The sequence below is a fragment of the Xenorhabdus doucetiae genome, assembly GCF_000968195.1.
GTDB lineage: Bacteria > Pseudomonadota > Gammaproteobacteria > Enterobacterales > Enterobacteriaceae > Xenorhabdus > Xenorhabdus doucetiae.
In genome coordinates this window covers 272,176-296,432 of record NZ_FO704550.1, presented here as the reverse complement: position 1 = coordinate 296,432, position 24,257 = coordinate 272,176, and the positions used below count along the sequence as shown (strand labels likewise).

Annotated in this window: 38 protein-coding genes, 1 tRNA gene and 1 rRNA gene; 5 read left to right on the top strand and 35 right to left on the bottom strand. The window is 45.5% G+C overall.

The window, feature by feature from the left end:
- Positions 1 to 82: 82 nt before the first annotated feature.
- Positions 83 to 158 (bottom strand) — tRNA-Glu (locus XDD1_RS01535).
- 85 nt (positions 159 to 243) lie between these two features.
- Positions 244 to 1,786 (bottom strand): 16S ribosomal RNA (locus XDD1_RS01530).
- A 490-nt stretch (positions 1,787 to 2,276) separates the two neighbouring features.
- On the opposite strand from XDD1_RS01530, the gene XDD1_RS01525 reads away from it, so the two are divergent.
- Positions 2,277 to 2,831, top strand: a complete 555-nt coding sequence (locus XDD1_RS01525; RefSeq protein WP_045968091.1) for a gamma carbonic anhydrase family protein — start codon at positions 2,277 to 2,279, stop codon at positions 2,829 to 2,831.
- On the opposite strand, the gene XDD1_RS01520 is transcribed toward XDD1_RS01525, so the two are convergent.
- The 5 genes from XDD1_RS01520 to dprA are packed head-to-tail and all read right to left on the bottom strand — an operon-like array spanning position 2,798 to position 6,164.
- Positions 2,798 to 3,067, bottom strand: a complete 270-nt coding sequence (locus XDD1_RS01520; RefSeq protein ID WP_045968089.1) for a DUF1488 family protein — start codon at positions 3,065 to 3,067, stop codon at positions 2,798 to 2,800. The two genes, XDD1_RS01525 and XDD1_RS01520, sit on opposite strands and share 34 nt — an antisense overlap.
- On the bottom strand, positions 3,064 to 3,888 hold the full coding sequence (aroE, locus tag XDD1_RS01515) for a shikimate dehydrogenase (RefSeq protein WP_045968087.1): 825 nt from the start codon (positions 3,886 to 3,888) through the stop codon (positions 3,064 to 3,066). The genes XDD1_RS01520 and aroE overlap by 4 nt, the downstream gene beginning before the upstream one ends.
- 6 nt (positions 3,889 to 3,894) lie before the next feature.
- Positions 3,895 to 4,464, bottom strand: a complete 570-nt coding sequence (tsaC, locus tag XDD1_RS01510; RefSeq protein WP_045968085.1) for an L-threonylcarbamoyladenylate synthase type 1 TsaC — start codon at positions 4,462 to 4,464, stop codon at positions 3,895 to 3,897.
- 1 nt (position 4,465) lies between these two features.
- Positions 4,466 to 5,017, bottom strand: a complete 552-nt coding sequence (locus XDD1_RS01505; RefSeq protein WP_045968083.1) for a DNA topoisomerase family protein — start codon at positions 5,015 to 5,017, stop codon at positions 4,466 to 4,468.
- Between the two features lie 58 nt (positions 5,018 to 5,075).
- Positions 5,076 to 6,164 (bottom strand): DNA-protecting protein DprA, encoded by a 1,089-nt coding sequence (gene dprA, locus XDD1_RS01500; protein WP_045968081.1) that lies wholly within the window; start codon positions 6,162 to 6,164, stop codon positions 5,076 to 5,078.
- A 133-nt stretch (positions 6,165 to 6,297) separates the two neighbouring features.
- Between dprA and def the strand changes: the two genes are divergently transcribed.
- From def to trkA, 4 genes are all read left to right on the top strand, one after another.
- Complete coding sequence (gene def, locus XDD1_RS01495; protein ID WP_045968079.1) at positions 6,298 to 6,810, top strand: peptide deformylase; 513 nt, start codon at positions 6,298 to 6,300, stop codon at positions 6,808 to 6,810.
- A 25-nt stretch (positions 6,811 to 6,835) separates the two neighbouring features.
- Positions 6,836 to 7,783, top strand: a complete 948-nt coding sequence (fmt, locus tag XDD1_RS01490; protein ID WP_045968076.1) for a methionyl-tRNA formyltransferase — start codon at positions 6,836 to 6,838, stop codon at positions 7,781 to 7,783.
- 83 nt (positions 7,784 to 7,866) lie between these two features.
- A complete protein-coding gene (gene rsmB, locus XDD1_RS01485; RefSeq protein ID WP_045973279.1) occupies positions 7,867 to 9,156 on the top strand; it encodes a 16S rRNA (cytosine(967)-C(5))-methyltransferase RsmB in 1,290 nt (429 codons plus the stop codon).
- Between the two features lie 92 nt (positions 9,157 to 9,248).
- The gene (gene trkA / locus XDD1_RS01480; protein ID WP_045968075.1) at positions 9,249 to 10,625 is read left to right on the top strand and encodes a Trk system potassium transporter TrkA; all 1,377 of its coding nucleotides are present in this window, start codon (positions 9,249 to 9,251) and stop codon (positions 10,623 to 10,625) included.
- A 47-nt stretch (positions 10,626 to 10,672) separates the two neighbouring features.
- On the opposite strand, the gene XDD1_RS01475 is transcribed toward trkA, so the two are convergent.
- The 28 genes from XDD1_RS01475 to rplD form a co-directional block, all read right to left on the bottom strand.
- On the bottom strand, positions 10,673 to 10,873 hold the full coding sequence (locus XDD1_RS01475) for an alternative ribosome-rescue factor A (RefSeq protein ID WP_045968072.1): 201 nt from the start codon (positions 10,871 to 10,873) through the stop codon (positions 10,673 to 10,675).
- An 87-nt stretch (positions 10,874 to 10,960) separates the two neighbouring features.
- On the bottom strand, positions 10,961 to 11,374 hold the full coding sequence (gene zntR, locus XDD1_RS01470; protein WP_045968070.1) for a Zn(2+)-responsive transcriptional regulator: 414 nt from the start codon (positions 11,372 to 11,374) through the stop codon (positions 10,961 to 10,963).
- A gap of 174 nt (positions 11,375 to 11,548) precedes the next feature.
- On the bottom strand, positions 11,549 to 11,941 hold the full coding sequence (gene rplQ, locus XDD1_RS01465) for a 50S ribosomal protein L17 (protein WP_045968068.1): 393 nt from the start codon (positions 11,939 to 11,941) through the stop codon (positions 11,549 to 11,551).
- A 40-nt stretch (positions 11,942 to 11,981) separates the two neighbouring features.
- A complete protein-coding gene (locus tag XDD1_RS01460) occupies positions 11,982 to 12,971 on the bottom strand; it encodes a DNA-directed RNA polymerase subunit alpha (RefSeq protein WP_038269634.1) in 990 nt (329 codons plus the stop codon).
- Between the two features lie 25 nt (positions 12,972 to 12,996).
- Positions 12,997 to 13,617: a 30S ribosomal protein S4 gene (gene rpsD / locus XDD1_RS01455; protein WP_045968066.1), complete on the bottom strand. Its 621-nt coding sequence runs from the start codon at positions 13,615 to 13,617 to the stop codon at positions 12,997 to 12,999.
- 35 nt (positions 13,618 to 13,652) lie between these two features.
- The gene (gene rpsK / locus XDD1_RS01450; RefSeq protein ID WP_004388621.1) at positions 13,653 to 14,042 is read right to left on the bottom strand and encodes a 30S ribosomal protein S11; all 390 of its coding nucleotides are present in this window, start codon (positions 14,040 to 14,042) and stop codon (positions 13,653 to 13,655) included.
- Between the two features lie 15 nt (positions 14,043 to 14,057).
- The gene (gene rpsM / locus XDD1_RS01445; protein ID WP_038240472.1) at positions 14,058 to 14,414 is read right to left on the bottom strand and encodes a 30S ribosomal protein S13; all 357 of its coding nucleotides are present in this window, start codon (positions 14,412 to 14,414) and stop codon (positions 14,058 to 14,060) included.
- A gap of 148 nt (positions 14,415 to 14,562) precedes the next feature.
- Entirely contained in the window at positions 14,563 to 14,679 is a 117-nt protein-coding gene (gene rpmJ / locus XDD1_RS01440) for a 50S ribosomal protein L36 (protein ID WP_045968063.1), read from the bottom strand.
- A gap of 32 nt (positions 14,680 to 14,711) precedes the next feature.
- Positions 14,712 to 16,043 (bottom strand): preprotein translocase subunit SecY, encoded by a 1,332-nt coding sequence (secY, locus tag XDD1_RS01435; protein ID WP_045968061.1) that lies wholly within the window; start codon positions 16,041 to 16,043, stop codon positions 14,712 to 14,714.
- Between the two features lie 7 nt (positions 16,044 to 16,050).
- Entirely contained in the window at positions 16,051 to 16,485 is a 435-nt protein-coding gene (rplO, locus tag XDD1_RS01430; RefSeq protein WP_045960137.1) for a 50S ribosomal protein L15, read from the bottom strand.
- Positions 16,486 to 16,488: 3 nt separating this feature from the next.
- Entirely contained in the window at positions 16,489 to 16,668 is a 180-nt protein-coding gene (gene rpmD / locus XDD1_RS01425; RefSeq protein WP_045968059.1) for a 50S ribosomal protein L30, read from the bottom strand.
- A 5-nt stretch (positions 16,669 to 16,673) separates the two neighbouring features.
- On the bottom strand, positions 16,674 to 17,174 hold the full coding sequence (gene rpsE, locus XDD1_RS01420; protein ID WP_045968057.1) for a 30S ribosomal protein S5: 501 nt from the start codon (positions 17,172 to 17,174) through the stop codon (positions 16,674 to 16,676).
- Positions 17,175 to 17,188: 14 nt separating this feature from the next.
- Complete coding sequence (gene rplR / locus XDD1_RS01415) at positions 17,189 to 17,542, bottom strand: 50S ribosomal protein L18 (RefSeq protein WP_038240476.1); 354 nt, start codon at positions 17,540 to 17,542, stop codon at positions 17,189 to 17,191.
- 9 nt (positions 17,543 to 17,551) lie between these two features.
- A complete protein-coding gene (rplF, locus tag XDD1_RS01410; RefSeq protein ID WP_045968054.1) occupies positions 17,552 to 18,085 on the bottom strand; it encodes a 50S ribosomal protein L6 in 534 nt (177 codons plus the stop codon).
- A 14-nt stretch (positions 18,086 to 18,099) separates the two neighbouring features.
- On the bottom strand, positions 18,100 to 18,492 hold the full coding sequence (gene rpsH, locus XDD1_RS01405; RefSeq protein ID WP_038240479.1) for a 30S ribosomal protein S8: 393 nt from the start codon (positions 18,490 to 18,492) through the stop codon (positions 18,100 to 18,102).
- A gap of 33 nt (positions 18,493 to 18,525) precedes the next feature.
- The gene (gene rpsN / locus XDD1_RS01400) at positions 18,526 to 18,831 is read right to left on the bottom strand and encodes a 30S ribosomal protein S14 (RefSeq protein ID WP_010847489.1); all 306 of its coding nucleotides are present in this window, start codon (positions 18,829 to 18,831) and stop codon (positions 18,526 to 18,528) included.
- A gap of 12 nt (positions 18,832 to 18,843) precedes the next feature.
- Entirely contained in the window at positions 18,844 to 19,383 is a 540-nt protein-coding gene (gene rplE / locus XDD1_RS01395; RefSeq protein WP_045968052.1) for a 50S ribosomal protein L5, read from the bottom strand.
- A gap of 13 nt (positions 19,384 to 19,396) precedes the next feature.
- Complete coding sequence (gene rplX, locus XDD1_RS01390; protein ID WP_045968050.1) at positions 19,397 to 19,711, bottom strand: 50S ribosomal protein L24; 315 nt, start codon at positions 19,709 to 19,711, stop codon at positions 19,397 to 19,399.
- Positions 19,712 to 19,721: 10 nt separating this feature from the next.
- Entirely contained in the window at positions 19,722 to 20,093 is a 372-nt protein-coding gene (gene rplN / locus XDD1_RS01385; RefSeq protein WP_010847486.1) for a 50S ribosomal protein L14, read from the bottom strand.
- Between the two features lie 174 nt (positions 20,094 to 20,267).
- Entirely contained in the window at positions 20,268 to 20,522 is a 255-nt protein-coding gene (gene rpsQ, locus XDD1_RS01380; protein WP_038240484.1) for a 30S ribosomal protein S17, read from the bottom strand.
- Positions 20,522 to 20,713, bottom strand: a complete 192-nt coding sequence (gene rpmC / locus XDD1_RS01375; RefSeq protein WP_010847484.1) for a 50S ribosomal protein L29 — start codon at positions 20,711 to 20,713, stop codon at positions 20,522 to 20,524. Before rpmC ends, rpsQ begins: the two co-directional genes overlap by 1 nt.
- Positions 20,713 to 21,123 (bottom strand): 50S ribosomal protein L16, encoded by a 411-nt coding sequence (gene rplP, locus XDD1_RS01370; RefSeq protein WP_012990491.1) that lies wholly within the window; start codon positions 21,121 to 21,123, stop codon positions 20,713 to 20,715. Before rplP ends, rpmC begins: the two co-directional genes overlap by 1 nt.
- 12 nt (positions 21,124 to 21,135) lie before the next feature.
- Positions 21,136 to 21,837, bottom strand: coding sequence for a 30S ribosomal protein S3 (gene rpsC / locus XDD1_RS01365; RefSeq protein WP_010847482.1), 702 nt, complete (start codon positions 21,835 to 21,837; stop codon positions 21,136 to 21,138).
- A gap of 17 nt (positions 21,838 to 21,854) precedes the next feature.
- Entirely contained in the window at positions 21,855 to 22,187 is a 333-nt protein-coding gene (gene rplV, locus XDD1_RS01360; protein WP_010847481.1) for a 50S ribosomal protein L22, read from the bottom strand.
- 14 nt (positions 22,188 to 22,201) lie between these two features.
- Positions 22,202 to 22,480 (bottom strand): 30S ribosomal protein S19, encoded by a 279-nt coding sequence (rpsS, locus tag XDD1_RS01355; protein ID WP_011148791.1) that lies wholly within the window; start codon positions 22,478 to 22,480, stop codon positions 22,202 to 22,204.
- A 14-nt stretch (positions 22,481 to 22,494) separates the two neighbouring features.
- Positions 22,495 to 23,319: a 50S ribosomal protein L2 gene (rplB, locus tag XDD1_RS01350; RefSeq protein ID WP_045968047.1), complete on the bottom strand. Its 825-nt coding sequence runs from the start codon at positions 23,317 to 23,319 to the stop codon at positions 22,495 to 22,497.
- Between the two features lie 19 nt (positions 23,320 to 23,338).
- Positions 23,339 to 23,641 (bottom strand): 50S ribosomal protein L23, encoded by a 303-nt coding sequence (rplW, locus tag XDD1_RS01345; RefSeq protein WP_045968045.1) that lies wholly within the window; start codon positions 23,639 to 23,641, stop codon positions 23,339 to 23,341.
- On the bottom strand, positions 23,638 to 24,243 hold the full coding sequence (rplD, locus tag XDD1_RS01340; RefSeq protein WP_045968043.1) for a 50S ribosomal protein L4: 606 nt from the start codon (positions 24,241 to 24,243) through the stop codon (positions 23,638 to 23,640). The genes rplW and rplD overlap by 4 nt, the downstream gene beginning before the upstream one ends.
- Positions 24,244 to 24,257: the final 14 nt, after the last annotated feature.

Here is a 24,257-nt window from a genome sequence, read left to right as displayed (position 1 = left end):
GAGCAAATATTGCTAAACTGACTCGCAAGTCACGCTTAACAATATCGGTGGCCGCCGCCTTTCACCCAGGGCCTTGAGCAGATGGCGTCCCCTAGGGGATTCGAACCCCTGTTACCGCCGTGAAAGGGCGGTGTCCTAGGCCTCTAGACGAAGGGGACATCGAGTCTTCTTCGCAGACGCTGCTCATTTCTTCTTTCATCAGACAATCTGTGTGAGCACTGCACAAAATCTACTATCTCAGGTTAAGGAGGTGATCCAACCGCAGGTTCCCCTACGGTTACCTTGTTACGACTTCACCCCAGTCATGAATCACAAAGTGGTCAGCGCCCTCCATAAAGGTTAAGCTACCGACTTCTTTTGCCACCCACTCCCATGGTGTGACGGGCGGTGTGTACAAGGCCCGGGAACGTATTCACCGCAGCATTCTGATCTGCGATTACTAGCGATTCCGACTTCATGGAGTCGAGTTGCAGACTCCAATCCGGACTACGACAGACTTTATGAGTTCCGCTTGCCCTCGCGGGGTCGCTTCTCTTTGTATCCGCCATTGTAGCACGTGTGTAGCCCTACTCGTAAGGGCCATGATGACTTGACGTCATCCCCACCTTCCTCCGGTTTATCACCGGCAGTCTCCCTTGAGTTCCCACCCGAAGTGCTGGCAACAAAGGATAAGGGTTGCGCTCGTTGCGGGACTTAACCCAACATTTCACAACACGAGCTGACGACAGCCATGCAGCACCTGTCTCAGCGTTCCCGAAGGCACGCCTCTATCTCTAAAGGCTTCGCTGGATGTCAAGAGTAGGTAAGGTTCTTCGCGTTGCATCGAATTAAACCACATGCTCCACCGCTTGTGCGGGCCCCCGTCAATTCATTTGAGTTTTAATCTTGCGACCGTACTCCCCAGGCGGTCGATTTAACGCGTTAGCTCCGGAAGCCACGCCTCAAGGGCACAACCTCCAAATCGACATCGTTTACAGCGTGGACTACCAGGGTATCTAATCCTGTTTGCTCCCCACGCTTTCGCACCTGAGCGTCAGTCTTCGTCCAGGGGGCCGCCTTCGCCACCGGTATTCCTCCACATCTCTACGCATTTCACCGCTACACGTGGAATTCTACCCCCCTCTACGAGACTCTAGCCAACCAGTCTTGGATGCCGTTCCCAGGTTAAGCCCGGGGATTTCACATCCAACTTAATTGACCGCCTGCGTGCGCTTTACGCCCAGTAATTCCGATTAACGCTTGCACCCTCCGTATTACCGCGGCTGCTGGCACGGAGTTAGCCGGTGCTTCTTCTGCGGGTAACGTCAATCGTAAGCTGTATTCGAGCCTACGCCTTCCTCCCCGCTGAAAGTACTTTACAACCCGAAGGCCTTCTTCATACACGCGGCATGGCTGCATCAGGCTTGCGCCCATTGTGCAATATTCCCCACTGCTGCCTCCCGTAGGAGTCTGGGCCGTGTCTCAGTCCCAGTGTGGCTGGTCATCCTCTCAGACCAGCTAGGGATCGTCGCCTAGGTGGGCCCTTACCCCGCCTACTAGCTAATCCCATCTGGGTTCATCCGATGGCGTGAGGCCCGAAGGTCCCCCACCTTGCTCCACAGAGATTATGCGGTATTAGCCACCGTTTCCAGTGGTTATCCCCCTCCATCGGGCAGATCCCCAGACATTACTCACCCGTCCGCCACTCGTCAGCAAAACAGCAAGCTGTTTCCTGTTACCGTCCGACTTGCATGTGTTAGGCCTGCCGCCAGCGTTCAATCTGAGCCATGATCAAACTCTTCAATTCAAAGTGTTTGATGCTCAAAGAATTTCACTGTTAGTTCGTCATGAATTAACTGTTGTTCACTCTTCAAGACTTTAATATTTTCCGCCTTTCGGCGTTGGATAGTGTCTTGCGAGTGCCCACACAGATTGTCTGATTAGTTTGTTAAAGAGCGGTTGCAACCGGCCGTTTCTGCCGGGTTGCGAGGCTGCGTATCTTACGCTTTTTGCCTCCGGAGTCAAGCGTTTATTTTCGCTTTTCTCCGACTCCCCTCAGCGGCTGTTCTCAGCTCGGCGTCGGTCAGTGGTGGCGCATTATAGGGCCTTTTACGGCGCTGGCAATAGTTTTTTTGTATTTTATTTTCAAGTGGGCATTTTTTATTCTTTTTGATATAAAAACCATTCAAATAGACTAAAATTAATGCGATTTCTTTCTTTGCATGGCGTTTTTCCCCAATTACATTCCTATATAATTGTGTCTACAATTACTACCTGCTCTATTGTTTGAGGTTTTTATGTCCACTGTTTTACGCCAATATCTAAATTTCTATCCCCAAGTTGGTCAAAGAGTTCTTTTAGACCCCTCTTCTGTTGTAATTGGAGATGTCAGATTAGCAGACGATATCAGCATTTGGCCCCTGGTCGTTATCCGGGGAGATGTAAATTATGTCTCAATTGGCTCACGCACAAACATTCAAGATGGTTCTGTTTTACATGTGACTCATAAATCTTCTGATAATCCAAATGGCTTCCCACTAATCATTGGGGAAGATGTCACCGTAGGTCATAAGGCAATGCTGCATGGATGTAAAATTGGAAATCGAGTCTTAGTTGGCATGGGATCCATCTTACTTGATGGAGTCACTATTGAAGACGATGTTGTGATTGGCGCTGGTAGTCTAGTCCCTCCAGGAAAAAAATTAGAAGGCGGTTACCTGTACGTCGGAAGCCCTGCCAAACAAGTGAGAAAACTCACACCTGAGGAGTTGGAAGGGCTGCTTTATTCTGCTAATAATTACGCTCGCTGGAAAGATAACTACTTATCAACACAATCTGAAAGCAAGGAGTAACGCCCAAATTGATCATCATGCCCACTCAAAATAACCGTTTCAAACTCTTCTTCCAAATCCCAGCGATGTTGGCGAAACAGATCGAGTGGATGATGATCCTTACCATAACGCTCTATTATTTCATCAGAACTGATCATACATTCCACCAACAAACCATTCACCATTGCTGGAAATATCACCATATTTTCTATCTCATCCCACTCTTCACGATCTGGAAATTGAATTGATTGGTTCATCCGTGTAATTCCCGTCTCAAGGCAGTTAAAACAGGTTCTATTTTGGGGAATACCCCATGCCACAACTCAAAAGAATACGCGGCTTGCCCCACCAGCATTCCTAAACCATCAGCCAAACGTGAAACGCCATTTTGATGAGCTAACGTAAGGAAAGGAGTTAGTCCACGCTGGTAATACATGTCGTAACACACATTATTATTTTGGAAAACCAACGGTGAAATAGCCGGAATTTGTCCGTCAAGACCAGCGGCTGTGGCATTAATGATAATATCAAAGTCCGGAGTATTAAGGCCAAGAGCACTCATTTCAATGGCTTGGATATCGCCTAATAGAGAAAATGTATTTGCGATGGCTTGAGCACGTTCAAATGTACGGTTAGTAATAGTGATTGAGCAGCCTTGTAATAACAAAGGAGATAATACACCTTTCGCAGCTCCGCCAGCCCCTATTATCAGAATTTTCTGCCCTTGAGAGAGGAACTTGAGCCGCTGCAAGTCCACCAATAATCCCATTCCATCGGTATTATCACCAAGCAGTCGGTTTCCCTCTATCCGTTTTAATGTGTTAACTGCCCCGCAGATATTTGCCCGCTCAGTTAATTCATCTGAGCATTTATAGGCTCTCTCTTTAAAAGGAACGGTGATATTCGCCCCTAAGCCACCCTGCTCAAAGAAATGCTCTAAGGTTTGCTCAAAGTTATCTACTGGAGCAAGTACTCTCCCATATTGATGTTCGATACCTGTTTGCTCAGCAAACAATCGATGAATATAAGGAGATTTACTATGTGCGATTGGATTACCAAAAACCGCGAACTTATCCATGATTACCTATCCTTGCCGATACAATTTGCCCGTTAAAGCATCCCTGATTTCTGATGGATTCTTACGCCCACCAACTTCTCCTTCTAAAATTGGGATACGATTTCCAAATTGCTGTCGCACTTCTTCCACATTACGACAGGGTTCTAATCCACTTAGATTCGCACTGGTCGAAACAAGTGGTTTTTCATATATAGCACATAGCTGCTTAACCAACGGATGATCTGTGACTCGAACGGCCAATGTTGAAAACTTGCCAGTCAACCATTTTGGTGTAGCGGCCTTTGCTGGTATTACCCACGTAACGGGACCAGGCCAAGATGAGAATATGGTTTCTTTCTGGATATCACTTAGCTGTTCATCATCAATATAAGGACATAACCTCTCATAATTATCAGCGATAAGAATTAACCCTTTTTCCCAAGACCTGTTCTTCAACGCTAATAGCTCTTGTGCTGCATTTTCACTATCAGGATCACATCCTAATCCAAAAACAGCTTCAGTCGGATAAGCAATAACTTTTTCTTCGCTTAAAGCTGTGATAACCACATCAAATACCGATGATATTTCGTGACTCATTTCATTTCTCAATTTCATTAGCTTGCTGCTTGCTACACAATTTGCTGGCACAAAATAATTTTACGCCCTGAGAAGTGCGCTTTTCTATTAACAATGGATAGTGGCAAAACATGCATTCTCCTGAGATGGGCTTATTGTTAAGTGCAAACTGGCACTCTGGATAGCGACTACAGGAATGGAATGTTTTACCAAAACGAGATTTACGCTGGAGCAATTTTCCTTGCTGACATTGAGGACAATTAATTGATGTATCGTCTGGTTTATCAATCAATTCTGTATGTTCACATTCAGGATAATGACTACAGCCAATGAACATGCCATAACGCCCTTGACGTAAGACTAAAGTGAAACCACATTTCGGACAGATCTGCCCATCCAGTTCTTTAACAATATGTCCATCTACTTGTGTCTTCAAAGGACGAAGATAATAGCAAGACGGATAACTGGAACACGCATAAAATGGGCCATGAGCTCCATTACGGATCACTAATTCAGCATCACACTCAGGGCAACGCTCCATTTCTTTTATGGCAAAAAGCTCTTTCTTAGACATATCTCACTCGCTGAATACCGGCAGCCACCATAACATTGGAAAAGCGCAAATTAACTAGTTAATTAGTTCGAACATACCCACCAGCAACAACAGCAACTTTCCCCATTAGTTCTAACTCCAATAATTTGGTCATAACTTCGGTAACAGGCAGGGAAGAGCGCTGGGCAATCACATCAATAGGTGTAACTTCACTACTTACGTTAACCAGCACATCCACAAATGGCAACTCTGTTTGTTCAAATTGTTTATTTTCCTCTTCCTTACCTTTCACTTCGACATTAACCCATTGAAATGACGAACTAATATGCTCCATGATATCCATTACATTCGTTGCCAAATAAGCCCCTTGTTTGATCAACCAATGATTCCCTTCGTTTGCAGGCGTTCCCAATGGACCAGGTAATGCAAAAATGTCCCGCCCTTGTTCAAGGGCACAGCGAGCGGTAATCAGTGATCCACTATTTTTGTGGGCTTCCACGATGAGGAGAGCCAAACTTAACCCACTAATAATTCGGTTTCGCCTTGGAAAATGCTTGGCTTTAGGCGGGGCATCAGGAAAAAATTCGGAAACTAATGCACCGTTTTCTTGGATATGCCTGGCCAAAAACTTATGCCTGCTGGGGTAGATATTATCTAGCCCACTACCCAGTACCGCTATTGTTTTCCCTCCCGAATCCAAAGCTGCCTGATGGCAGATACCATCAATACCAATCGCCAGCCCACTCGTCACCACCAGATTATTTGTAGCCAAATCACTGGCAAATACCTTTCCCCATTTTTCGCCATAAAAAGTTGCTGCTCTACTGCCAACCATTGAAATCTGCTTTTGAGATAAGGCCGATATATCGCCTGCAACAAAAAGAACAAGAGGTGGAGAATGTATTTGCTTTAATAAAGGTGGATATGCGGGATGAGAGAAAGTCAACAAATGATGATCCGGTTGATCTAACCAATTGAGCGCTGAAATCAGAGCGGAAGAATTGGCCTTCATAAATTGCAAGCATTGTGCGGATGACAGGCCACATGTTTTAAGAGAGGATATGCTACAATTCTTGGTTTGCAGCAGACGATCCATAATAAGCATGGCCTTCGCTACTGAAAGATGAGAGACCATTTTCATTCTTAACCACATTTCCATCGCTTCCATATCGTCATCCTGACTTGAGATTGAGAGCCACCCTCTCATGATTAATTTATGTTCAATACTGTCAATCTAAATAGGAAATGTCTAGAATAGGCACCAATTATCTCTCACTTTTTGGATGCAGTTCTAAACATATATGTCAGTTTTACAAGTATTACATTATCCAGACGAGCGGCTTCGCACAATTGCCAAGCCAGTAGAAAAAGTCGATGCAGAAATTCAGCGTATCATTGATGATATGTTTGAAACGATGTATGACGAGGAAGGTATCGGTTTAGCGGCAACGCAAGTCGATATACATCAGAGAATTATTGTCATTGACGTCTCTGAGAATCGTGATCAACGTCTTGTTCTGATTAACCCGGAATTGATTGATGAAACGGGTGAAACAGGAATAGAAGAAGGCTGTTTATCTGTTCCTGAACAGCGTGGATTTGTACCTCGTTTTGAGCAAGTAAAAATTAAGGCGTTAGATTATCACGGCCAACCATTTGAATTGGAAGCCGACGGGTTGCTGGCCATTTGTATTCAGCATGAAATGGATCACTTGATCGGCAAACTCTTTGTTGATTATTTATCACCACTGAAACGCCAACGCATTCGTCAGAAAGTTGAAAAAATTAACCGACTGAGAGTCAAAAACAAATAATTTTTTATTATCGCAGGAAATAACAGTGTCTGATTCTTTACGTATTATTTTTGCCGGAACACCTGATTTCGCGGCTCGCCATCTGGCTGCTTTATTAAACTCTCAACATCAAGTTGTTGGAGTGCTCACTCGACCAGACAAACCGGCAGGAAGAGGTAAGAAACTGACACCAAGTCCTGTAAAGGTATTGGCTGAAGAACATGATGTCCCTGTTTTCCAGCCAAAAACCTTACGTACAGAAGAAAGCCAGCAATGGGTCATGGAGCAGCAAGCTGATATTATGATCGTTGTTGCTTACGGATTAATTCTTCCTCAAGATATTTTGGATATACCGCGTCTCGGGTGTCTGAACGTCCACGGTTCTTTGCTACCTCGCTGGCGTGGTGCAGCGCCTATTCAGCGCTCAATTTGGGCCGGTGACCAAGAAACTGGTGTAACAATAATGCAGATGGATGCGGGGCTTGATACGGGTGATATGCTCCTGAAAGCTATTTGCCCAATTACAAATGAAGATACCAGTGCCAGCTTATATGAAAAACTTGCCGATATTGGCCCAGAAGCCTTACTCGGTACCTTAAGTTTAATCACGTCGGGAAAATGTCAGCCCGAAGTTCAAGAAGGCGCACTTGCAACTTACGCCGAAAAACTGAGTAAAGATGAAGCAAAAGTCGATTGGAATTTATCTGCTACCCAAATTGAGCGTTGTGTTCGTGCTTTCAACCCTTGGCCTATGAGCTTCTTCTTACTTGATGATCAACCAATTAAAATCTGGCAGGCAGAAGTCATCACAGAGCAATCAATCCAAGCTCCCGGAACAATTATCAGTGCAGATAAAAAAGGTATTCAAATTGCAACTACAGAGGGGATATTAAATATTACTCAGTTGCAACCACCTGGCAAGAAAGCAATGTCGGCCGCTGATCTCTTAAACTCCAAGCGTGAATGGTTTACCCCTGGTAGCAAACTCAACTGATATTAACTTTGCCTGAATGTTTTTAGCATCCTGGCTTCTTCCTATTTACCATGCTGACGAAAGTCAGCTTTTTTGACCGTACCATGAAAAATACATATAACCTGAGAAGCATCGCTGCAAAAGCAATCACTCAAGTGCTTGAGCAAGGGCAATCCCTCAACACCGTTATACCCGAACTCCAACAAAAAGTTTCTGATAAAGATAAGGCGTTGCTGCAAGAGATCTGTTTCGGTGTGATGAGAGTATTACCTCAACTTGAGTGGTTTATCAGTCAACTAATGGCAAAGCCATTGAAAGGAAAGCAACGTATTTTCCACTATCTAATCATGGTTGGTATATATCAACTGATGTACACACGTATACCTGCACATGCTGCACTTGCCGAAACCGTCAGTGGTGCAACTAACTTAAAACGGCCACAGTTGAAAGGCGTAATTAACGGTGTTCTTCGCCAGTTTCAGCGCCAACAACAAGCATTAATTGAACAAGCAAATAATCATATTAGTCAGCACTTACATCCCAAATGGTTGCTAGAACGCATCCAAAAAGCCTATCCACAGAATTGGCAAACTATAGTGGATGCCAACAACCAAAAACCCCCTATGTGGTTGCGAGTTAACCAACTCCATCATACAGCTAATGAATATCTCTCATTATTAGAAAAAGCTAACATAGAAGGAGAATTGGATAGCAGCCATTCTTGTGCTATTCGTCTTCTGAGTCCCTGCCCTGTCAATGCACTACCTGGATTTAGCCAAGGGTGGGTCACTATTCAGGATCGCTCTGCGCAAGGATGTGCTGAACTCTTAAGCCCATGTGACGGGGAGTCTATACTGGATCTTTGCGCCGCACCTGGTGGAAAAACGACTCATATCCTCGAAATAGCACCAAAATCTCAAGTTCTCGCTATCGATATTGATGAACAACGAATTAAACGAGTGAAAGAGAATTTACAACGGCTTAATTTACATGCTGTCGTCAAAACAGGCGATGGGCGCCTCCCACACGAGTGGGCTGCTGATAAACAATTTGATCGTATTCTTCTTGATGCGCCATGTTCTGCCACAGGGGTCATTCGCCGTCACCCTGATATAAAATGGCTACGCAAGAATGAAGATATTGATCAATTAGTTACATTACAATCTGAAATCCTTGATGCTATCTGGCCCTACTTAAAACAAAATGGCACATTGGTCTATGCTACCTGTTCAATTTTGCCTCAAGAAAATAGTGAGCAAATAAAAGCATTTTTGACCCGTCATCCTGATGCAGTGTTATCAAAAACAGGTAATCCAGGTATGCCCGGAACGCAAATTATTCCAGGAGCTACGGGTGGTGATGGTTTCTTTTATGCCCGGCTAACTAAGCAATGATACGTTCTCTCGTTCCAACAGAACGAGAGGACTTTATGGTTTTGCTAAAATATCAAGAATAGAAAACGGCTTCCAATCAAGAAGAGAACGCTATGAAGATAATCATTTTGGGTGCTGGCCAAGTTGGTGGAACTTTAGCCGAGAATTTGGTTGATGAAAACAATGATATTACTGTCGTTGACACCGATACAGATCGTCTACGCCAGTTACAAGATAAATTTGATCTCCGAGTTGTCAATGGCCATGGTTCCCACCCTAAGGTATTGAGGGAAGCCGGAGCTGAAGATGCTGATATGCTGGTCGCAGTTACAAATTCAGATGAAACCAATATGATTGCATGTCAAATTGCTTATTCTCTATTTAACACGCCTAATAAAGTCGCCAGAATACGCTCATCAGAATATATACGAGAATCAGAAAAATTATTCCAACCTGATGATATTCCTATTGATTATCTCATATCTCCCGAGCAACTAGTCATTGATTACATCTATAAATTGATTCAATATCCAGGAGCATTACAAGTTGTTAATTTTGCTGAAGGGCGTGTCAGTATTGTCGCAGTTAAAGCTTATTATGGTGGTTCACTGGTAGGTAATGCCTTATCCTCACTCCGAGAGCATATGCCACATATCGATAGCAAAGTTGCTGCAATATTTCGTCAAGATCGCCCTATTAGACCACAAGGTTCAACAATTATTGAAGCTGGAGATGAAGTCTTCTTCGTTGCAGCATCACAACATATCAGGGCAGTAATGAGCGAATTACAACGTCTTGAAAAACCCTATAAACGCATCATGATTGTTGGGGGTGGTAATGTTGGTGCAGGCTTAGCCTTGCGGCTTGAGAAAGACTACAGCGTCAAGCTAATCGAACACAACCAAGAAAGGGCCACTGAATTAGCTGAACTATTGCACGATACCATTGTGTTTTATGGTGACGCTTCCGACCAAGAGTTACTAGCTGAAGAACACATTGAGCAAGTTGACGTTTTTATAGCGCTAACAAATGATGATGAAGCTAATATTATGTCAGCTATGCTTGCAAAACGAATGGGAGCCAAAAAAGCAATGGTTCTTATTCAACGCAGTGCATATGTTGATTTAGTACAAGGTGGAGTCATTGATATTGCAATTTCACCTCAACAAGCAACAGTATCGGCGCTGCTTGGTCATGTCCGTAAAGCAGATATTGTCAGTGTGTTCTCATTAAGAAGAGGAGTTGCTGAAGCTATCGAGGCCATAGCTCATGGCGATGAACATACTTCAAAAGTTGTTGGGCGTAAGATAGGTGATATTAAATTACCACCAGGCACAACAATAGGTGCTATTGTCCGCAATGAAGAAGTCATCATTGCTAATGATTACAGTATTATTCAACAAGGCGATCATGTAATCATGTTTATTACTGACAAAAAATTCGTTCCTGAGGTGGAAAAACTTTTCCAGCCTAGTCCTTTCTTCCTGTAAAAACATCAGCCCGGATTTTATTAGATTAATATTGTCCACTTAAGACGCTAGAAGGCCAATGATAACAACTTGAAAAAATTATTATCATTGGCCTCCCAACCACACTTTTTACCCTGTTTTTCTTTACGGTTATAACTTCCTTTACCTTTTTTATTTTTTTCTACTCTCTGTCTAAACAAGGGATCGTATAATAGTGCTTCTATAGCATTATCTTTAATAACGCCTTTTTTATGGCGATATGTTGTCATAATGACCTCTAAGTTAATTGATAAAATAATTTTCTGATTAAAAACAGCGCGATTGTACTCTTAGCGCTTGGAATAATAAAGAAAAAATTATCTATTTGTCGCACCTTCTTCCAGTATTTCTAATATAGAACAATATGTACTGACGTGCGCACTACCACAACAAGCATCACTCAACATTTTCAAAGAATCGCGCATCTTCTGCATTTCTAATAATTTTTCTTCAACTTCCCGCAATCTAGAATCAACAATATGTTTTGATTCCCGACATGTATGATGCTCAGGATCAACTCGAATAGATAATAGTTCGACAATAGCTTCCAGTGTAAAACCTAATTGTTTTGCATAACGGATAAAACGTAATCGCTGTAGATCCTGTCCAGTGTAGAGTCTATAACCACCTTCCGTTCTCTCTCCATGGAACATCAATCCCTGTTTTTCATAAAAGCGGATAGTGTCAGGTGTCACTCCTGCTAATTTAGCCAATTGACCGATACGATACATGGAATTCTCCTATCAAGTAGTTAATAAGCACAATACTACCAGAATAGGTTAAGAGATCACCTGCACAGGAAAAATTTGCAGATTAATTGATAAGTATAAAATGGAGATTAGAGGATCAAAATTATAGGGCAATAAAAAACCGGGATAATACCCGGTTTTTTACGCTCCTACAGATTACTCTGCAGATGCTGCTTCTGTCTGAGACTCTGCTGCACGGTCAACAAGCTCGATGTATGCCATCGGTGCATTGTCACCAGTACGGAAGCCACACTTCAGAATACGAGTGTAACCACCTGCACGGCTCGCAAAACGCGGACCCAGTTCATTAAACAGTTTTGCCACGATCTCGTTATCACGAGTGCGGGCGAATGCCAGACGACGATTAGCTACGCTGTCGGTCTTGGCAAGAGTAATCAGCGGCTCAACGACGCGACGCAGTTCTTTCGCTTTAGGCAGAGTCGTCTTGATGATTTCATGACGAACCAAAGAACCTGCCATGTTGCGAAACATAGCTTGGCGATGGCTGCTGTTGCGGTTCAATTGACGACCACTCTTACGATGGCGCATGACCTTATCCTTCTCAGTAAAACCTTAACCTGTGATCGAGTTATTCATCAGCAATACTTGCTGGTGGCCAGTTTTCCAGACGCATGCCCAGAGAAAGTCCACGTGAAGCCAGTACGTCTTTAATCTCAGTAAGAGATTTTTTACCCAAGTTAGGTGTCTTAAGTAACTCAACTTCAGTACGCTGTACCAGATCACCGATGTAGTGGATAGCTTCTGCTTTAAGGCAGTTAGCAGAGCGGACAGTCAATTCCAGATCGTCAACAGGGCGCAGCAGGATCGGATCAAACTCTGGCTTCTCTTCTTTAACTTCTGGTTGACGTACGTCACGTAAGTCAACGAAAGCTTCTAGTTGTTCAGCCAGAATGGTAGCTGCACGGCGAATCGCCTCTTCAGGATCGATTGTACCGTTAGTTTCCATCTCGATAACCAGCTTATCCAGGTCAGTACGCTGTTCTACACGAGCTGCTTCAACATTGTAGGCGATACGCTCTACTGGGCTATAGCAAGCATCTACTAACAAACGACCGATAGGGCGCTCATCTTCTTCCGAATGAATTCGGGCAGAAGCCGGCACATATCCACGACCGCGCTGAACTTTAATACGCATACTAATGGACGCGCTTTCGTCAGTCAGATGGCAGATTACGTGCTGCGGCTTGACGATTTCGACATCACCATCATGGATGATGTCGGCTGCAGTCACAGGGCCAATGCCAGATTTATTCAAAGTAAGGATAACTTCATCTTTACCCTGAACTTTCACCGCCAGCCCTTTCAGATTGAGGAGAATCTCCAGGATATCTTCCTGTACACCTTCTTTGGTGCTGTACTCATGCAGTACACCATCAATCTCAACCTCAGTCACCGCACAACCCGGCATAGACGAAAGCAGAATACGGCGCAGTGCGTTGCCAAGAGTATGGCCAAAGCCACGCTCTAATGGCTCAAGGGTCACCTTGGCGTGCGTCGAACTGACTTGCTCGATATCTACCAGGCGCGGTTTTAGAAACTCTGTCACAGAACCCTGCATTGTGTCCTCTCTTTGGTGCTAAGCTTTACTTGGAGTAAAGCTCGACGATCAGGTGTTCGTTAATGTCAGCGGATAGATCAGTACGTTCAGGAATACGCTTGAACACACCTTCCATCTTCGCAGCATCAACTTCCAACCAAGTTGGTTTCTCACGCTGCTCAGCCAGCTCTAAGGCTGCTTTAATGCGAGCCTGCTTCTTCGCTTTTTCACGAACGCTGACTACGTCATTCGGGGATACCTGATAAGAAGCAATGTTAACAACGCGACCATTTACCGTGATAGCCTTGTGGCTTACCATTTGACGTGCTTCAGCGCGAGTCGCGCCAAAACCCATACGATAAACGACGTTATCCAAGCGACCTTCCAGCAAGTTCAGCAGGTTTTCACCTGTGTTGCCTTTCAGACGAGTCGCTTCTTTATAGTAGTTACGGAATTGACGTTCCAGGACACCGTAAATACGGCGAACTTTTTGTTTTTCACGTAACTGTACACCATAGTCAGACAGACGCGGCTTACGTGCGCCATGCTGGCCTGGTGCTTGTTCTAATTTACACTTGGTGTCAATCGCGCGAACGCCAGACTTCAGGAAAAGGTCTGTACCCTCGCGACGGCTCAGCTTGAGCTTAGGACCCAAATATCTTGCCATTTTCTTTCTCCAACAATCCTAAAAACGAAGACGCATTAAACGCGACGTTTTTTCGGTGGACGACAACCGTTATGAGGGATCGGAGTCACATCAGTAATATTAGTGATGCGGAAACCAGCCGCGTTTAATGCGCGGATAGTTGACTCACGGCCAGGACCAGGTCCTTTAACCATAACTTCCAGATTCTTGATTCCGTATTCTTTTACTGCTTCAGCGCAGCGCTCTGCTGCAACCTGAGCTGCGAACGGAGTAGACTTACGAGAACCACGGAAACCGGAACCACCGGCAGTTGCCCAACCCAATGCGTTACCCTGACGATCAGTAATAGTAACGATGGTGTTGTTGAAAGAAGCATGGATATGAGCCACACCGTCAGAGACTTGTTTTCTTACACGCTTACGTGCACGAACAGGTGCTTTTGCCATTATTCAATACCCCGATTATTTCTTGATCGGCTTACGCGGACCCTTACGGGTACGTGCATTGGTCTTAGTACGCTGACCGCGAACAGGCAGACCACGACGATGACGCAAACCACGATAGCAACCAAGGTCCATCAGACGTTTGATACTCAGGGTTACTTCACGACGCAGATCACCTTCTACAACGTATTTGGCAACTTCGTCACGCAGCTTGTCAATTTGCTCTTCAGACAGCTCACTGATCTTAACATTTTCAGCAATGCCCGCTGCTGCACAGATTGCTTGTGAGCGGGTTTTACCGATACCATAGATCGAAGTTAATGCGATCACAGTATGTTTCTGATCAGGAATGTTAATGCCTGCTATACGGGCCACTATGCACTCCTACAATATTTATTCACTGCAACACCATTCTGAAAAGCCCGTTTTCAGGATACTCAAATAATGTTGCTGTCAGATAAAAAAGATTGGCTGGCTAATTTAGCCAGCTCAACCCAACTTTGCAAGAAAAATATGCGATTAATTAGCCTTGGCGCTGTTTGTGCTTAGGCTCTGCATTGCAAATCACACGAACGATACCGTTACGTTTAACGATTTTGCAATTGCGGCATAATTTCTTGACGGAAGCACGAACTTTCATTTTTACTCTCCGTAACTTCTCAAGCAAACCAATTAGCGGTTATATCCTTTCAGGTTTGCCTTCTTCAATGCAGACTCATACTGACTCGACATCATCAGAGTTTGCACTTGAGCCATAAAGTCCATGATGACGACAACTACAATCAGTAGGGAAGTACCACCAAAATAGAATGGAACTTTCATTGCATCACGCATGAACTCCGGGATTAAGCAGATAAAAGTAATATATAACGCACCAACTAAGGTTAGACGAGTCATTACTTTATCAATGTACTTAGCCGTTTGCTCTCCCGGACGAATTCCTGGTACGAATGCACCGGACTTCTTCAGGTTATCTGCTGTTTCTCTTGGATTGAAAACCAAAGCCGTATAGAAGAAACAGAAGAAGATGATTGCAGATGCGTATAATAACACATAAAGCGGTTGACCTGGTTGCAAATACATAGAAATAGTTGTCAACCAATTCCAGCCTGTTCCACCACCAAACCAAGAGGCTATGGTACCAGGGAACAAAATAATACTGGAAGCAAAGATCGCAGGGATAACCCCTGCCATATTCACTTTCAACGGCAAATGTGTACTTTGTGCCGCGAAAACTTTACGACCTTGCTGACGTTTCGCATAGTTCACAACGATACGACGTTGACCACGCTCCATGAAAACAACGAAGAAAGTTACGGCAAACACTAATACTGCAACCAACAGCAACAGGAGGAAGTGCAGGTCGCCTTGCCGAGCTTGCTCGATGGTGTGACCAATTGCAGGCGGTAGACCTGCAACGATACCAGCAAAGATTATGATTGAAATACCGTTACCGATACCTCGTTCAGTAATCTGCTCACCCAGCCACATCAAGAACATGGTTCCCGTGACCAGACTTACAACAGCCGTGAAATAGAATGCAAGACCAGGATTAATAACTAACCCTTGCATCCCAGGCATATTCGGCAACCCAGTCGCAATACCGATTGATTGGAATATCGCCAGCACTAATGTGCCATAACGGGTGTACTGACTGATCTTACGACGACCAGCTTCCCCTTCCTTCTTAATCTCTGCTAAACGGGGGTTAACCACAGTCAGCAACTGGATAATAATAGATGCAGAAATATACGGCATTATACCCAGCGCAAAGATAGAAGCACGGCTTAAAGCACCACCAGAGAACATGTTAAACATTTCAATGATGGTGCCTCTTTGCTGCTCGAGCAATTTGGCAAGCACAGCGGCATCAATACCAGGGATTGGAATAAAAGAGCCAATACGGAAAACAATTAGAGCTCCAATGACAAACAAAAGTCTGCGTTTTAACTCGCCTAATCCGCCTTTGGCACTTTGAAAATCTAATCCTGGTTGTTTAGCCATCTGTTACTTATTCCTCAATTTTACCGCCAGCAGCTTCAATTGCAGCACGGGCGCCTTTAGTAACACGCAAGCCACGCACAGTTACTGCGCGATTGACTTCGCCAGAAAGCATTACTTTAGCGAATTCAATTTGAGGGCCAATAATGTTAGCAGCTTTCAGTGCATTCAGATCGATAACATCGCCTTCAACGCGGGCAAAGTCAGACAGACGAATTTCTGCGGTAACCATTGCCTTACGAGAAGTGAAACCAAATTTTGGTAAACGACGATATAAAGGCATCTGGCCGCCTTCAAAACCACGACGAACGCCACCGCCAGAACGAGATTTCTGACCTTTGTGACCACGACCGCCGGTTTTACCCAAACCAGAACCGATACCACGACCTACACGTTTAGGTGCATGCTTGGCACCTTCAGCCGGAGACAGAGTATTTAAGCGCATCTGTTACTCCTCAACTTTAACCATATAGGAAACCAAGTTGACCATACCGCGAATCGCTGGTGTATCTTCACGTTCAACAGTATGCCCAATGCGACGCAGACCTAAACCAGTCAGAGTTGCCTTATGTTTAGGCAAACGACCAATTGAACTGCGAACCTGAGTAATTTTAATAGTCTTAGCCATGGTCATTACCCCAGAATTTCTTCGACGGATTTGCCACGCTTAGCTGCGACCATTTCTGGAGACTTCATGCTGTCTAAAGCGTCCAGTGTTGCACGAACCACGTTGATCGGGTTAGTGGAACCGTAGGTTTTAGCCAGTACGTTACGAACTCCAGCCACTTCCAGAACAGCACGCATCGCACCACCGGCGATGATACCTGTACCTTCGTGAGCAGGCTGCATGAACACGCGAGAACCGGTGTGTGAACCTTTCACTGGGTGGTACAGAGTGCCGCTGTTAAGTGCGACGGTTTTCATATTGCGACGTGCTTTTTCCATCGCTTTCTGGATCGCTGCCGGAACTTCGCGTGCTTTGCCGTAGCCAAAACCAACGCGACCGTTACCATCACCAACTACAGTCAGTGCTGTAAAGCTGAAAATGCGGCCACCTTTAACGGTTTTAGATACGCGGTTTACCGCGATCAGCTTTTCCTGCAGTTCGCCAGCTTGTTTTTCGATGTGAGCCATCTTACACCTCTACCTTAGAACTGAAGGCCAGCTTCACGGGCAGCATCTGCCAGTGCCTGGACTCTACCATGATATTGGAAACCAGAACGGTCAAAAGATACATCTTTGATGCCTTTTTCCAGAGCACGTTCAGCAACAATTTTACCAACTAATGCTGCGGCTTCTTTGTTTCCAGTAAATTTCAGTTGTTCACTGATAGCTTTTTCTGTTGTAGAAGCGGCCACCAGAGTTTCAGAACCATTTGGTGCGATAACCTGCGCATAAATATGGCGAGGGGTACGGTGTACCACCAGGCGAGTTGCACCCAGTTCCTGGAGCTTGCGGCGTGCGCGGGTCGCACGACGGATACGAGCTGCTTTCTTATCCATAGTGTTACCTTACTTCTTCTTAGCCTCTTTGGTACGCACGATTTCATCGGCGTAACGAACACCCTTGCCTTTATATGGCTCAGGACGACGATAGGCACGCAGATCTGCCGCAACCTGACCAATCACCTGCTTATCCGCACCTTTCAGTACGATTTCAGTTTGTGATGGGCATTCCGCAGTTATGCCTGCTGGCAGCTGATGTTCAACCGGATGCGAGAAGCCTAAAGACAAGCTAACTGCATTGCCTTTAACTGCTGCACGGTAACCAACGCCAACCAGCTGAAGTTTCTTAGTGAAACCTTCGTTAACACCAATAACCATTGCATTCAGCAGAGAACGAGTTGTACCCGCCTGCGCCCAAGCATCAGCAAAACCTTCGCGTGGAGCGAAAGTCAGTTGGTTATCCGCATGATTAACTTCAACTGCGTTGTGGATTGTACGACTTAGCTCGCCGTTTTTACCCTTAATCGAAATAACCTGACCGTCGAGTTTAACCTCTACGCCGGCAGGAATGACGACGGGTGCCTTTGCAACACGAGACATTCTTTCCTCCCGAATTAAGCTACGTAGCAGAGAATTTCGCCACCCAGACCAGCCTGGCGAGCTGCACGATCAGTCATTACACCTTTAGAGGTAGAAACAACAGCGATTCCCAAACCAGCCATAACTTGTGGCAGCTCATCTTTTTTCTTATAGATGCGCAGACTTGGGCGGCTTACACGCTGAATACTTTCTACAACAGCCTTACCTTGGAAATACTTCAGAGTAATTTCCAGTTCTGGCTTAGTGTCGCCTTCGATTTTAAAATCTTCAATGTAACCTTCTTCCTTCAGCACCTTGGCAATTGCCACTTTCAGCTTGGAGGAAGGCATGGTGACCGCAACTTTATTCGCGGCCTGACCGTTACGGATACGGGTCAGCATATCCGCGATCGGATCTTGCATGCTCATCTGTCTTTACTCCCGTGATTCAATTGGTGACAATTACCAGCTAGCCTTTTTAAGGCCCGGGATTTCACCGCGCATAGCGGCTTCACGGACTTTAATACGGCTCAACCCAAACTTCCGCAAAAATGCATGCGGACGCCCAGTTTGACGGCAGCGGTTACGCTGACGGCAAGGACTGGAATCACGTGGCAGTGTTTGCAGCTTAAGAACAGCATTCCAACGGTCTTCATCAGATGCGTTTACATCAGAGATGATCGCTTTCAGTTCAACGCGTTTTGCGAAGAATTTCTCAGCTAATTTCGCACGTTTTACATCACGTGCTTTCATTGATTGCTTAGCCATGAGTACCCTGCCTTACTTGCGGAACGGGAAGTTAAACGCAGCCAACAGTGCGCGGCCTTCATCATCAGATTTCGCAGTCGTGGTGATAGTAATATCCAAACCACGTACACGATCCACTTTATCGTAATCGATTTCAGGGAAGATGATTTGCTCACGAACACCCATGCTGTAGTTACCACGACCATCGAATGATTTAGCGGACAAACCACGGAAGTCACGGATACGTGGTACAGCAATAGAAATCAGGCGCTCAAAGAACTCCCACATGCGTTTTCCACGCAGGGTTACTTTACAGCCGATTGGATAGCCCTGACGGATTTTGAAGCCTGCAACTGATTTGCGTGCTTTGGTGATCAATGGCTTCTGACCAGAGATTGCTGCCAAGTCAGCTGCTGCGTTATCCAGCAGTTTTTTGTCAGCGATCGCTTCACCAACACCCATGTTCAGGGTGATCTTCTCGACCCGAGGGACTTGCATGACAGAATGGTAACCGAACTGAGTCATCAGTTTCTGGACTACCTCGTCTTTGTAGTAATCATGCAGTTTCGCCATCGTATACTCCAAATTACTTGATAGTTTCGTTGTTAGATTTGAAGAAACGTACTTTTTTGCCGTCTTCGAATCTAAAACCTACACGGTCAGCCTTGCCAGTTGCTGCGTTAAAGATTGCAACGTTAGAAACATTGATAGCTGCTTCTTTTTCAACGATGCCACCTGGTTGGTTCAGAGCCGGAACTGGCTTCTGATGTTTTTTAACCAGGTTGATGCCTTCAACAATGACTTTACCAGAAGAAAGAACCTGTTTTACTTTACCGCGCTTACCTTTGTCTTTACCGGTCAGCACGATAATTTCGTCATCACGACGGATTTTCGCTGCCATTTCCTGCTCCTTAGAGTACTTCAGGTGCCAGAGAGATAATTTTCATGAACTTTTCATTACGAAGTTCACGAGTTACCGGCCCAAAAATACGCGTACCGATAACTTGCTCACTATTGTTATTCAACAATACACAAGCGTTGCTATCGAAGCGAATGACAGAACCGTCCGGGCGACGAACACCCTTCTTGGTGCGCACCACTACCGCTTTCAGGACATCACCTTTTTTCACTTTGCCACGAGGAATTGCTTCCTTGATAGTGATTTTGATAATGTCACCGACATGTGCGTAGCGACGGTGCGAGCCACCTAGAACCTTGATACACATTACGCGACGTGCACCGGAGTTGTCGGCCACGTTCAGCATAGTCTGTTCTTGGATCATTTTAGTGCTCCGCTAAATGTCAACTACTACTGAGCCACTTTATTTTTAAAGAGGCCGTTTCAATATCCCATACTACGAGGGCGCGGCATTATAACACCACATCTTCGCGATGGACAGAAAAATAAACGGCCCCGTTATTTTTTGGGCCGTTTATTTCGTACGATAAGCGATCTATTATAGAACCGCTTTTTCTACAACGCGAACTAAAGTCCAAGATTTAGTCTTAGACAGTGGACGGGTTTCGCGGATTTCCACTACATCACCAATTCCACATTCATTGTTCTCGTCATGTACGTGCAGTTTAGTCGTACGTTTGATGAACTTACCATACAATGGGTGTTTCACCTTACGCTCAATAGCAACAACAATGGATTTTTCCATTTTGTCGCTAATAACACGACCTTGCAGAGTACGGATTTTATCGGTCATTACGCACCCGCCTTCTCAGTCAGTAAAGTCTTAACGCGTGCAATATTACGACGCACTTGTTTCAACAGGTGAGACTGTTGCAGCTGGCCACTTGCCGCCTGCATACGCAAATTGAATTGTTCACGTAACAGGTTCAGCAGCTCAGTGTTCAGCTCTTCAACGCTTTTTTCGCGCAGCTCTTGTGCTTTCATTACATCACCGTCTTAGTTACAAAGGTGGTTTTGATAGGCAGTTTCGCTGCTGCCAGCTTGAATGCTTCACGAGCCAGCTCTTCAGGCACACCGTCCATTTCATACAGGACTTTACCGGGCTGGATCAAGGCAACCCAATATTCTACGTTACCTTTACCTTTACCCATACGCACTTCGAGTGGCTTTTCGGTGATAGGTTTGTCTGGGAACACACGGATCCAGATTTTACCTTGACGCTTAATTGCACGGGTCATAGCACGACGTGCCGCTTCAATCTGACGTGCAGTCAGACGACCACGGCCCACAGCTTTCAGACCGAAAGTGCCGAAGCTAACATCCGCACCTGCAGCCAGACCACGGTTGCGGCCTTTGTGCACTTTACGGAATTTCGTACGCTTTGGTTGTAACATCAGCGACTCTCCTTACTTGCGGCCTTTACGCTGCTGCTTTTTAGGTTGAGCAGCCGGTTTTTCCGCCTGTTCAACTGCAGCCATACCACCCAGGATCTCACCTTTGAAGATCCATACCTTAACGCCGATTACACCATAAGTGGTGTGCGCTTCAGAAGTATTGTAGTCGATGTCCGCACGCAGAGTATGCAGAGGTACACGACCTTCACGATACCACTCAGTACGCGCGATTTCAGCACCGCCCAGACGGCCGCTGACTTCCACTTTGATACCTTTAGCGCCCAGACGCATAGCGTTCTGTACAGCACGTTTCATCGCACGGCGGAACATAACACGACGTTCCAGCTGTGAGCTGATGCTGTCAGCAACCAGTTTTGCGTCCAGTTCAGGTTTACGCACTTCGGCAATATTAATCTGCGCAGGAACGCCAGCGATATCCGCTACAGCCTTACGCAGTTTTTCAACGTCTTCACCTTTTTTACCGATTACAATGCCTGGGCGAGCAGTGTGAATAGTCACACGGATGCTTTTCGCAGGACGTTCGATAACAATACGTGAAATAGATGCTTTAACCAGTTCTTTGTTCAAGTACTGGCGAACTTTAAAGTCGCTGTCCAGGTTGTCAGCGAATTCTTTGGTATTCGCATACCAGGTAGAGTTCCAAGGTTTGACAATCCCCAGACGAATACCATTAGGATGTACTTTCTGACCCATTGCTAGTCTCCAGAGTCTCAGCGATCGGACACAACCACAGTGATGTGGCTGGTGCGCTTCAAGATACGATCTGCGCGGCCTTTGGCACGAGGCATAATACGCTTCATAGTTGGGCCTTCGTCTACGAAAATTTTCGTGACTTTCAGATCATCGATGTCAGCGCCATCGTTGTGTTCTGCGTTAGCAATAGCAGACTCAAGTACTTTCTTCACTAAACCAGCAGCTTTCTTGTTGGTGTAGGTCAGAGTTTCCAGAGCTTGCGACACTTTCTTACCGCGGATCAGGTCAGCCACAAGGCGAACCTTCTGAGCAGAAGAACGAGCGTGGCGATGTTTAGCGATAGTTTCCATCTCTTCCTCCTACCTTAGCGCTTTTTGGCCTTTTTATCGGCCGCATGGCCGCGATAAGTACGGGTCGGCGCGAATTCACCCAGTTTGTGACCAACCATTTCGTCGGAAACAAAAACTGGAACATGCTGACGACCATTATGGACAGCGATGGTCAAACCGATCATGTTAGGAAAGATCGTTGAACGACGGGACCAAGTCTTAATAGGCTTTTTGTCTCCGCTTTCCACCGCTTTCTCTACCTTCTTCAGCAAGTGCAGGTCAATAAATGGACCTTTCTTGAGAGAACGTGGCATGGTTTATCCTCTAATTATTTTTTAGAACGACGACGTACGATATATTGATCAGTACGTTTGTTGCTACGGGTCTTCTTACCTTTAGTCTGAACGCCCCATGGAGTTACAGGATGTTTACCAAAGTTACGACCTTCACCACCACCATGTGGGTGGTCTACTGGGTTCATCGCCGTACCACGAACGGTAGGACGGATACCACGCCAGCGGCTTGCACCAGCTTTACCCAGAACGCGCAGCATGTGTTCTGCGTTACCAACTTCACCTAAAGTAGCACGGCAGTCAGACAGTACTTTACGCATTTCACCAGAGCGCAGACGCAGGGTTACATAAGAACCGTCACGTGCAACGATCTGAGCATAAGCACCTGCTGAACGAGCCAACTGGCCGCCTTTACCTGGTTTCATTTCTATGTTGTGAACAGTAGAACCAACCGGGATATTACGCATTGGCAGAGTGTTACCGGTCTTGATTGCTGAATCAGCACCAGACTGGATTTGATCACCCGCTTTCAGGCCTTTAGGCGCAAGGATGTAACGACGCTCACCGTCTTTGTACAGAACCAGTGCGATGTTTGCTGAACGGTTTGGATCATATTCCAGACGTTCAACAACAGCAGGGATACCATCTTTATTACGTTTGAAGTCAATCAGACGATAGTGCTGCTTATGGCCGCCACCGATGTGACGAGTGGTAATACGACCATTGTTGTTACGACCACCAGTTTTGCTGTTTTTTTCCAACAACGGAGCATAAGGCTTACCCTTATGCAGCTCAGGGTTAACCACTTTAACAACGTGGCGACGGCCCGGAGACGTAGGTTTACATTTAACAATTGCCATTGTTCTTTACTCCTCCGACTTACTCAGCGCCGCCAACGAAGTCCAAATTCTGGCCTTCTTTCAGGGTGACGTAAGCTTTTTTCCAGTCGCTACGACGACCAATACGCTGACCGTGGCGTTTAACTTTACCTTTAACCAGCAAAGTGTTTACACCCTCAACTTCAACTTCGAACAGTTTCTGTACGGCAGCTTTGATCTCTGCTTTAGTCGCGTCTTTCGCAACTTTGAGAACGATGGTGTTGTTTTTTTCCATCGCTGTAGAAGCTTTTTCAGATACGTGCGGCGCGCGCAGTACTTTCAGCAGACGTTCTTCACGGATCATGCCAGCATCTCCTCAACTTGCTTCACAGCTTCAGCAGTCATAACCACTTTGTCGAAGGCGATCAGGCTTACTGGATCGATACCAGCTGCATCACGAACGTCAACCTTGTACAGGTTACGAGCTGCTAAGAACAGGTTCTCATCAACTTCGCCAGTGACGATCAGCACGTCTTCCAGAGCCATTTCTTTCAGTTTCTGTACCAGCAACTTAGTTTTAGGTGCTTCAACAGAGAACTTCTCGACAACGATCAGACGATCTTGACGTACCAGTTCAGACAAGATGCTTTTCAGAGCACCACGGTACATCTTTTTATTAACTTTTTGACTGTGGTCCTGTGGTTTCGCTGCGAAAGTTACACCACCAGAGCGCCAAATTGGACTCTTAATAGAACCAGAACGCGCACGGCCAGTACCTTTTTGACGCCATGGTTTTTTACCTGAACCAGAAACTTCAGCACGAGTTTTCTGAGCACGAGTACCTTGACGAGCACCAGCTGCATACGCAACAACTACTTGATGCACAAGCGCTTCATTGAAATCACGCCCGAAGGTAGTTTCGGAAACAGTCAGCGCGCTTTGCGCGTCTTTCATTACCAATTCCATTCCTATCTCCTCGA

Excerpts from the sequence above, each read along its gene's own strand:
- XDD1_RS01525 (WP_045968091.1), top strand. The coding sequence starts at position 2,277 with ATGTCCACTGTTTTACGCCAATATCTAAATTTCTATCCCCAAGTTGGT.
- XDD1_RS01520 (WP_045968089.1), bottom strand. The coding sequence starts at position 3,067 with ATGAACCAATCAATTCAATTTCCAGATCGTGAAGAGTGGGATGAGATA.
- aroE (WP_045968087.1), bottom strand. The coding sequence starts at position 3,888 with ATGGATAAGTTCGCGGTTTTTGGTAATCCAATCGCACATAGTAAATCT.
- tsaC (WP_045968085.1), bottom strand. The coding sequence starts at position 4,464 with ATGAGTCACGAAATATCATCGGTATTTGATGTGGTTATCACAGCTTTA.
- XDD1_RS01505 (WP_045968083.1), bottom strand. The coding sequence starts at position 5,017 with ATGTCTAAGAAAGAGCTTTTTGCCATAAAAGAAATGGAGCGTTGCCCT.
- dprA (WP_045968081.1), bottom strand. The coding sequence starts at position 6,164 with ATGGAAGCGATGGAAATGTGGTTAAGAATGAAAATGGTCTCTCATCTT.
- def (WP_045968079.1), top strand. The coding sequence starts at position 6,298 with ATGTCAGTTTTACAAGTATTACATTATCCAGACGAGCGGCTTCGCACA.
- rsmB (WP_045973279.1), top strand. The coding sequence starts at position 7,867 with ATGAAAAATACATATAACCTGAGAAGCATCGCTGCAAAAGCAATCACT.
- trkA (WP_045968075.1), top strand. The coding sequence starts at position 9,249 with ATGAAGATAATCATTTTGGGTGCTGGCCAAGTTGGTGGAACTTTAGCC.
- XDD1_RS01475 (WP_045968072.1), bottom strand. The coding sequence starts at position 10,873 with ATGACAACATATCGCCATAAAAAAGGCGTTATTAAAGATAATGCTATA.
- zntR (WP_045968070.1), bottom strand. The coding sequence starts at position 11,374 with ATGTATCGTATCGGTCAATTGGCTAAATTAGCAGGAGTGACACCTGAC.
- rplQ (WP_045968068.1), bottom strand. The coding sequence starts at position 11,941 with ATGCGCCATCGTAAGAGTGGTCGTCAATTGAACCGCAACAGCAGCCAT.
- XDD1_RS01460 (WP_038269634.1), bottom strand. The coding sequence starts at position 12,971 with ATGCAGGGTTCTGTGACAGAGTTTCTAAAACCGCGCCTGGTAGATATC.
- rpsD (WP_045968066.1), bottom strand. The coding sequence starts at position 13,617 with ATGGCAAGATATTTGGGTCCTAAGCTCAAGCTGAGCCGTCGCGAGGGT.
- rpsK (WP_004388621.1), bottom strand. The coding sequence starts at position 14,042 with ATGGCAAAAGCACCTGTTCGTGCACGTAAGCGTGTAAGAAAACAAGTC.
- rpmJ (WP_045968063.1), bottom strand. The coding sequence starts at position 14,679 with ATGAAAGTTCGTGCTTCCGTCAAGAAATTATGCCGCAATTGCAAAATC.
- secY (WP_045968061.1), bottom strand. The coding sequence starts at position 16,043 with ATGGCTAAACAACCAGGATTAGATTTTCAAAGTGCCAAAGGCGGATTA.
- rplO (WP_045960137.1), bottom strand. The coding sequence starts at position 16,485 with ATGCGCTTAAATACTCTGTCTCCGGCTGAAGGTGCCAAGCATGCACCT.
- rpmD (WP_045968059.1), bottom strand. The coding sequence starts at position 16,668 with ATGGCTAAGACTATTAAAATTACTCAGGTTCGCAGTTCAATTGGTCGT.
- rpsE (WP_045968057.1), bottom strand. The coding sequence starts at position 17,174 with ATGGCTCACATCGAAAAACAAGCTGGCGAACTGCAGGAAAAGCTGATC.
- rplR (WP_038240476.1), bottom strand. The coding sequence starts at position 17,542 with ATGGATAAGAAAGCAGCTCGTATCCGTCGTGCGACCCGCGCACGCCGC.
- rplF (WP_045968054.1), bottom strand. The coding sequence starts at position 18,085 with ATGTCTCGTGTTGCAAAGGCACCCGTCGTCATTCCTGCCGGCGTAGAG.
- rpsH (WP_038240479.1), bottom strand. The coding sequence starts at position 18,492 with ATGAGCATGCAAGATCCGATCGCGGATATGCTGACCCGTATCCGTAAC.
- rpsN (WP_010847489.1), bottom strand. The coding sequence starts at position 18,831 with ATGGCTAAGCAATCAATGAAAGCACGTGATGTAAAACGTGCGAAATTA.
- rplE (WP_045968052.1), bottom strand. The coding sequence starts at position 19,383 with ATGGCGAAACTGCATGATTACTACAAAGACGAGGTAGTCCAGAAACTG.
- rplX (WP_045968050.1), bottom strand. The coding sequence starts at position 19,711 with ATGGCAGCGAAAATCCGTCGTGATGACGAAATTATCGTGCTGACCGGT.
- rplN (WP_010847486.1), bottom strand. The coding sequence starts at position 20,093 with ATGATCCAAGAACAGACTATGCTGAACGTGGCCGACAACTCCGGTGCA.
- rpsQ (WP_038240484.1), bottom strand. The coding sequence starts at position 20,522 with ATGACCGATAAAATCCGTACTCTGCAAGGTCGTGTTATTAGCGACAAA.
- rpmC (WP_010847484.1), bottom strand. The coding sequence starts at position 20,713 with ATGAAAGCACAAGAGCTGCGCGAAAAAAGCGTTGAAGAGCTGAACACT.
- rplP (WP_012990491.1), bottom strand. The coding sequence starts at position 21,123 with ATGTTACAACCAAAGCGTACGAAATTCCGTAAAGTGCACAAAGGCCGC.
- rpsC (WP_010847482.1), bottom strand. The coding sequence starts at position 21,837 with ATGGGTCAGAAAGTACATCCTAATGGTATTCGTCTGGGGATTGTCAAA.
- rplV (WP_010847481.1), bottom strand. The coding sequence starts at position 22,187 with ATGGAAACTATCGCTAAACATCGCCACGCTCGTTCTTCTGCTCAGAAG.
- rpsS (WP_011148791.1), bottom strand. The coding sequence starts at position 22,480 with ATGCCACGTTCTCTCAAGAAAGGTCCATTTATTGACCTGCACTTGCTG.
- rplB (WP_045968047.1), bottom strand. The coding sequence starts at position 23,319 with ATGGCAATTGTTAAATGTAAACCTACGTCTCCGGGCCGTCGCCACGTT.
- rplW (WP_045968045.1), bottom strand. The coding sequence starts at position 23,641 with ATGATCCGTGAAGAACGTCTGCTGAAAGTACTGCGCGCGCCGCACGTA.
- rplD (WP_045968043.1), bottom strand. The coding sequence starts at position 24,243 with ATGGAATTGGTAATGAAAGACGCGCAAAGCGCGCTGACTGTTTCCGAA.